This is a genomic window from Pseudorhodoplanes sp., assembly GCF_050250235.1.
Lineage (GTDB): Bacteria > Pseudomonadota > Alphaproteobacteria > Rhizobiales > Xanthobacteraceae > Pseudorhodoplanes.
Window position 1 is genome coordinate 1 of record NZ_JBFWPA010000218.1, and the last position, 6,710, is coordinate 6,710.

Annotated in this window: 7 protein-coding genes and 1 pseudogene; 3 read left to right on the forward strand and 5 right to left on the reverse strand. The window is 65.9% G+C overall.

Going from position 1 to position 6,710, the window contains the following annotated elements; all coding sequences use genetic code 11:
- Nucleotides 1–864: threonine ammonia-lyase (locus AB7F49_RS36835; protein WP_428532138.1), on the forward strand; the 864-nt coding region annotated here is incomplete at its 5' end.
- A gap of 7 nt (nucleotides 865–871) precedes the next feature.
- Here AB7F49_RS36835 and AB7F49_RS36840 read toward each other — a convergent pair.
- Entirely contained in the window at nucleotides 872–1,378 is a 507-nt protein-coding gene (locus AB7F49_RS36840) for a hypothetical protein (RefSeq protein WP_428532141.1), read from the reverse strand.
- Between AB7F49_RS36840 and AB7F49_RS36845 the strand changes: the two genes are divergently transcribed.
- Entirely contained in the window at nucleotides 1,377–2,543 is a 1,167-nt protein-coding gene (locus AB7F49_RS36845) for an MFS transporter (protein WP_428532144.1), read from the forward strand. The genes AB7F49_RS36840 and AB7F49_RS36845 overlap by 2 nt on opposite strands.
- A gap of 12 nt (nucleotides 2,544–2,555) precedes the next feature.
- On the opposite strand, the gene AB7F49_RS36850 is transcribed toward AB7F49_RS36845, so the two are convergent.
- The 4 genes from AB7F49_RS36850 to dgcA form a co-directional block, all read right to left on the reverse strand.
- Entirely contained in the window at nucleotides 2,556–2,987 is a 432-nt protein-coding gene (locus AB7F49_RS36850) for a hypothetical protein (protein ID WP_428532147.1), read from the reverse strand.
- Nucleotides 2,988–3,126: 139 nt separating this feature from the next.
- Nucleotides 3,127–3,513, reverse strand: coding sequence for a response regulator (locus AB7F49_RS36855; protein ID WP_428532150.1), 387 nt, complete (start codon nucleotides 3,511–3,513; stop codon nucleotides 3,127–3,129).
- Between the two features lie 40 nt (nucleotides 3,514–3,553).
- Nucleotides 3,554–5,170, reverse strand: coding sequence for a sensor histidine kinase (locus AB7F49_RS36860; protein WP_428532153.1), 1,617 nt, complete (start codon nucleotides 5,168–5,170; stop codon nucleotides 3,554–3,556).
- Between the two features lie 131 nt (nucleotides 5,171–5,301).
- Entirely contained in the window at nucleotides 5,302–6,297 is a 996-nt protein-coding gene (gene dgcA, locus AB7F49_RS36865; protein ID WP_428532156.1) for an N-acetyl-D-Glu racemase DgcA, read from the reverse strand.
- A gap of 158 nt (nucleotides 6,298–6,455) precedes the next feature.
- On the opposite strand from dgcA, the pseudogene AB7F49_RS36870 reads away from it, so the two are divergent.
- Nucleotides 6,456–6,710, forward strand: a pseudogene (locus AB7F49_RS36870) (ABC transporter permease); the annotation flags it as partial.

The window sequence follows — 6,710 nt, forward strand, 5'->3', positions numbered from 1 at the left end:
AGCGTCTATCTCAAGGCCGAAACACTGCAGCGCATGGGCTCGATCAAGTTCCGCGGCGCCTATAATTGCTGCGTCTCGATTCCGTCGGCGCGGCGCGCCGCGGGAGTCGTGGCCTATTCGTCCGGCAACCATGCACAGGGGGTCGCGGCCGCGGCGAAGCTTCTCGGCATGCCCGCGGTCATCGTCATGCCGTCAGATGCGCCGCGGCCGAAGCGCGAGCGTACCGCAGCGCTCGGTGCCGAGGTCATTCTCTATGACCGCAACACCGAGGACCGCGCCGCCATCGCGCAGGCGATCGCCAGCGAGCGCGGCGCGGTGATCGTGCCGCCCTTCGACGATCCGATGGTGATCGCCGGGCAGGGCACCATCGGGCGCGAGATCGTGCAGGATCTGCACGCACTTGGACTGCAACCCGACGTGGTCGTGGTCGGCGCTTCCGGCGGCGGCCTCGCGGCCGGCATTTCGCTTGCGGTGAAGGACGCCGTGCCCGATGCGGATTTCTACACGGCCGAACCGGAGGGCTTCGACGACACGCTGCGCTCGTTCAAGAGCGGACACCGCGAGCGCAACACGCGGCTCAGCGGGACCATCTGCGATGCGCTGATGACCAACACGCCGGGCCAACTGACCTTCCCGATCACGCAGCGGCTGATCGGCAAGGGGGTGACCGCTAGCGATGGCGAGGTCGAAGCTGCCGTCGCCTTCGCCTGGCGCGAATTGAAGCTCGTGGTCGAGCCGGGCGGCGCGATCGGGCTTGCTGCGCTGCTGGCCGGCCGCCCCGACGTGAGGGGCAAGGTGGTGGTCGCGATCCTGTCCGGCGGCAATGTCGATCCGGATCTGTTTTCGCGCATCATTGCGGCGTGACGCGTCCTCACGTGAACAGCGCGATTTTCTCGTCCGCCGACAACGCGCAAATGTCGGCGAACGGGTCGCAGACCGGATGCGTTGCGACATGCGCCGGTTCGGAGATCGCCTTGACGCCGACCTCGGCTGCCGATGCGGGCGGGGATGCTTCGTCCGGCGTCCGGTTATCGAAGCGTGAGCCGGATCGCCGCGCGTGTTGAACGGCGCCGCCACTTTCATCGGCAGCAGGCGGCGCTTCAATCTTCGAAGCGCCCGCGATCTGCGACGCTGCCGCGGCAAGCGGGCCCGCGACCGCGGCTTCCCCGGGTTCGAGACTGCGCGCGATTAGCAAATCCTCGATTCGCCGGATCGCGCTCAGCAATGCCGCGGTCTCGGCCGCGCGATTGCGCAAGGCAAATTCCTGCAGGAACGCGCGCCCGCGCGCCGTCGCCGTCAATGCGGCGAGAATGCTGTCATAGTTCGAATCGCCTTGCGGCGAATCGTTCGATGCCGGGGCATGATGATTCGCGAGCATGATCCAGGATAGCCGATCCCGAGACAGTTTTGCCCTGCGGGCTGCGGTGTTCTACGCCGTTTCCAATGTGCTGCTGGGAATCCACCTGCCGTTCTTTCCGGTCTGGCTGCAATCGACCGGTTTCGATGCCGGGCAGGTCGGAGCAATTCTCGCGGCAACCTCTCTGCTCAGGATCGTCTCGGTTCCGACCGCGACCGCTGCCGCGGACCGCGGCTTCGGCGTGCGGCCGACGATCATCGCCTTTGCGTTCGCAACCGCGCTGGGCTTCACCGCGCTCGGTCTGGTGTCCGCGCCCTGGGCGATCGTGGCCTTCACGGCGTTCACGGCTTTCGCTCATACTCCGGCCGTCGCGTTGCAGGATGCCTATACGCTGCGCGGGCTCAGGGCGCGCGGCGCCGCCTACGGTCCGGTCCGGCTCTGGGGCTCGATCTTTTTCATCCTGGCGAATTTCGCAGCCGGACTTGCATTCGACCTGATCGATACGCGCAACCTGATCTGGCTGATCGCCGTTTCCGCAATGGCGACGGCTTGCGTCGCCACCGTCCTGATGCCGCTGCCGCCCGCGCCGATCCCGACGGAAGATGGCAAGCCCGGCCGGCCGTTCTGGCGCGAGCCGCGCTTCGTCGCCGTGATCATGGCCGCGAGCCTGATCCAGTCCAGCCACGCGGTCTATTACGGCTTTTCGACCATCACCTGGAAGGCGGCAGGCTTCGACGGCGTCACCATCGGGGCGTTGTGGGCCCTCGGCGTGATCGCCGAAATCGTACTGTTCGCGTTTGCCAGCCGCTTGCCGCTCGCCTTCGGTCCGATCCAGCTCATCGTTCTGGGCGGCCTTGGGGCCACCATCCGCTGGATCGGCCTCGCCTTCGATCCGACCGGATGGTCGCTGCCGGTGCTGCAATCGCTGCACGCCTTCTCGTTCGGCGCGTCGCATCTGGGCGCCGTGGCCTTTATCGCCCATGCGGCGCCGGAAGGACGGGGCGCGACGGCGCAAGGCTATTTTTCCGTGGTGCAGGGCGTCACATTCAGCGCCTGCATGCTGCTCGCCGGCACGCTGTACGAGGCGATCGGGGTCGCGAGCTATGGGGCGATGGCTGTCATTGCGCTGACCGGCGCCGTGGTCGCGACCATCGTGTGGACGCGAATGCCGGATGCGAAGACGTAAGTCGCGGCCTGTTCAGTCGCAAACCCGGAACATCGCCATCAATTCGGAGCCTGAGAGAAAGACCATCCTCGGCTTCAGCCCGCCACGCTTCTTCAGCCACGAGCGGATTTGGCCCGGATAGAGATCCCACAGCGCCTTGGTGCCGGCGTGGCTGAGCACCGGCCGGCCGTCATGACCCGGATTCCACGCCGCATGGAAGCCGAGCCGCGCACGTCGCGTCACGCAGATGCGGTCCCGCGGCATGATCCCGACCACGATGGTGCAGGCCGAAAGACAGGGGCCGTCGATGATGACGCGCTGGCCCGACTTGCGAAGGCTCAGATAGGCGTCGAGATAGGGGCCGATCTGCCCGCCCTTGTCGTTTGAAATCCGAACGGCGGCGACCGCATCCGCGGCCATCAAGGCGGCGAGAACGACGCCGCAACATGCCGCCCGGAACCGCATTCCCCCGAAGCTCCCAAAGAACCGCCCGGCAAAAGTTAGACAGGAATTTGGCGGGTTGCCAAGCGCAAAAAATCCGGAGCGGCGCAGGGTGTGCATCCCGCAACTGCCGCGGTTGCGAGGCTCGGTTCAACCATGAGGCTCAGTGCTGGCGAGTGCCCGAAAGCGCCGAGCGCAGGGCCTTTTCGAGGTCGATTGCCGCGAACGGCTTCTGCAGGATCGGGACGGCGTTCAAACCGTCCGGTACGCTGGTCGCGCCATAGCCGGTCGCAAACACGAATGCGATACCGCGCTGCTGAATGATTTCGGCAATCGGAAAGGTGCGCAACCCGTTGAGATTGACGTCCAGGATGGCGACGTCAAAGGCCAGCGTGCGGGCCTTCGTGACTGCGTCGTCGAAACGCGATGCCACGCCAGCGACTTCGCAGCCGAGATCGGCGAGCGTGTCCTCGACCAGCATGATGATGAGCGATTCGTCCTCCACGAGAAGAACGCGCCGTCCCGCGAGGTCGGGTGCGGATGGCTTCACAAACGCTCCTGCACGAAAACTCCTGCCAAACTGGCCAGTTTCAAGCGTCCCCGGCGACCTCGTGCAACGGAGCATCGATCGAACAGATGACGCCGTCGTCGTGGAATTTCAGACGCACGTCGCCGCCTACGTCCTGCGCCAAACCTTGCTCCACCAGACGTGAGCCGAAGCCGCGCCTGACCGGCGGCTCGACCATTGGGCCGCCGCTTTCCTGCCACCGCAATTCGAACCGCCGCGACTGCGGGTCAACGCGCCAGTCAATCGCGACACGGCCGGTATCGTTCGACAGCGCACCGTATTTGACCGCGTTGGTCGCGAGTTCGTGGAAGGCAAGCGACAGCGCCAGCACCGCCTTCGGACGAAGCCGTACGGGCATTCCCTTGATCCGAAAACGGCCTTGTTCGCCGCCGCCGCGATAGGGGGTGATCGCGCCGGCGACCACATCAGCCAGCTCCGCACCTTCCCAATGCTGGCGGGTCAGCACGTCATGCGATTTGGAAAGCGCGATCAGTCGTGCCTCGAAGGCGGCTCTGCCCTCCGCCATCGTTGCGGCGTTGCGCAGGCTCTGCGTGGCAAAGGACTGCACGGTCGCAAGCGTGTTCTTGACGCGATGGTTGATCTCGTCGATCAGCAGCCGCTGGCGCTTCTCGGCGACCTTGCGCTCGGTGATGTTCTGGATGAGCTTCACCAGATGCAGGGGGCGTCCTGCCTCGTCATGGGTAAGCGAGACGCTGTTCTGCACCCAGATGACCGATCCGTCCTTGCGCAAATACCGCTTTTCAATCACGAAATCGGAGCGGCCTCCCTCCATCAGGCTGGAAAGAAGCCGGGCCATGGCCGCGCGATCTCCGGGATGAGTCAATTCGAGAGAGTTGAGCATCCGAAGCTCGGCGGCGTCATAGCCACACAACTCGCTGAAGGCATCGTTGACCTCGATAAACCTGCCGTCCGGCGTCAGGACCGCGACCCCGATCGCGGGAGAATCGAACACCGCCCGCAGCCGTTCCTCGCTCTGGCGCAAGGCTTCCTCGGTCACCTGCCTGTGCGCGTCCATCTCGGCGCGCTCGATGCTGAAGCCGAGCTGCCGTGCGATGGTGAGCGCGAGATCGACCACGCGGCGGTTAAAGTCCTGCGGGGCGTCGTAATAGGCCATGAATTTTCCGCACGCCTTGCCTGCGCAGGTCAACGGAATGAATGCGATCGCACGGATGCCTTCGGAAGCGATGCTCTGCCGCAACGTGTCAGGCAAATCGGCTTGATCGATATCGGCGATGAAGACCGGTTCGGGATCGGGCTCGCCTTGGGTCCAGGGCGAGTGGCCATCGACCGCTTCGCGATAAGCGTCCGAGAGATTGCGCCACGCGACAAAACGCATCACGCCGTTGCCGTCGAACTGCAGGATCGACGCCGCCTTGCATTCGAGGGTTCCGAAGATCGCATCCAGTGCAGCGTCACAGCTGTCGGCCAGGGAACCAGCACGGTAAAGCCGGTCGGTGAAACGGAACAGCGCCTCCTGTTCGCGCGCGCGTCGCGCCAGAGCTCCTTCGGCGCCATCGTCCGGATCGATCAGGTTGGCTGAATGCACAGCGGCCGGATCGGCCTGCGACGGCGGGTCATCGGTTCCGTCGCGGATTTGCGGCGTTTGACGCTCCAGCATGGCTGGCAAGTGCTCCCCTCTGGGCTCAGGAAACCGGCTTTCCCCGGGGCCGGGCCGGACGAGAACACCGATACGCAACGCATAACGCGCACGCGGCGGAGAGGTTCCAATCTACCGGCATGGTTGTCGTATCAGCCCCATAGGGCAGGGAGCGGCGGATACACCAGACTGCCCTCATAGACCAGTCCCTCGGCGCGGTCGCGCGCGAGCAGAAGGGGACCGTCGAGATCGGCGACGCGGGCGGTCTGCGCGACCAGCATGGCGGGCGCCATCGACAGCGATGTTGCCACCATGCAGCCTGCCATGGTCGAGAGGCCGCGTTGCCGCGCTTCCTCCGCCATCGCGAGCGCCTCGGTCAGTCCGCCGGTCTTGTCGAGCTTGATATTGACGGCGTCGTACTTGCCGGAAAGCGCGGACAGGGACGCGCGGTCATGCGCGCTCTCGTCGGCGCAGACCGGCACGGGCCGCGCGACCGCGCGCAGCGCCTCGTCGGCATCGGCCGGCAGCGGCTGCTCGATCAGCGTGACGCCGGCCTGGGCGCAGGACGCAAGATTGCCCGCCAGATTGTCGGGGTTCCATCCTTCATTGGCATCGACGATCAGTTCCGCCTCCGGCGCTGCGGCGCGGATCGCGGCAAGCCGTGCCGGGTCGCCCTCTGCGCCCAGCTTGATCTTCAGGAGCTGGCGTCCGGCGGCGTCGTGCGCCGCTCTCGCCATCGCCTCGGGGGTGCCAAGCGAGATTGTGTAGGCAGTGATCAGGGGCCGCGGGGGCGGCAGCCTCGCGAGGGAATAGACCGGCTGTCCGGTGCGCTTGGCCTCCAGGTCCCAGAACGCGCAATCGAGTGCATTGCGCGCCGCACCGGCGGGCATGGCGCGCTGCAGTTCGATGCGCGTAAGGCCATCCGCCACCGGACTGGCGAATTGCCGCAGAACGGCGGCCACCGCGGCGGGACTTTCGCCATAGCGCGAATAAGGCACGCATTCCCCGCGCCCGCGAAACCTCCCGTCGGACAGTTCTGCCACCACCACGATGGCTTCGGTCTTGGCGCCGCGGCTGATGGTGAATTGTCCCGCGATCGGCCAGGTCTCGGCGGTGACGGTGAGACGCAGGGCGTTAGGGTTAACCATGTGCTTAAGGCTTTGTTAACGTCACTCGACAGCCGGGGAGGCTCTGTTAAGTATGTGATGGAAATGCGGTTTTTCTCAAGGCGCCACGCCGTGGCGCAGCCTTTGCCGGCTGCGGCGCGCGCCTGGAACCGTCCGGGGCATGCGGGACGGGGAGTGGGATGAGTTCTGACGCGTTGCTTGCCGCGACGGTAAACGGCGAGAGCCTCGAGCTTTCGGCGGCCGGCGACTGGACGGCCGATCGCGCCAATGATCTGGAGCGGCTGGTGATGGCCGTGGCGCTTCCGCCGCAGAGCCCGATCCGAGTCGTGCGCGTCGACATGGCGGGGGTTGCCAAGCTCGACACCTATGGCGCCTGGTTGCTGGAACGGCTGCTGCGCGGCTCGCGCGAGCAGGGCGCGGCGGCCGACGTGGTC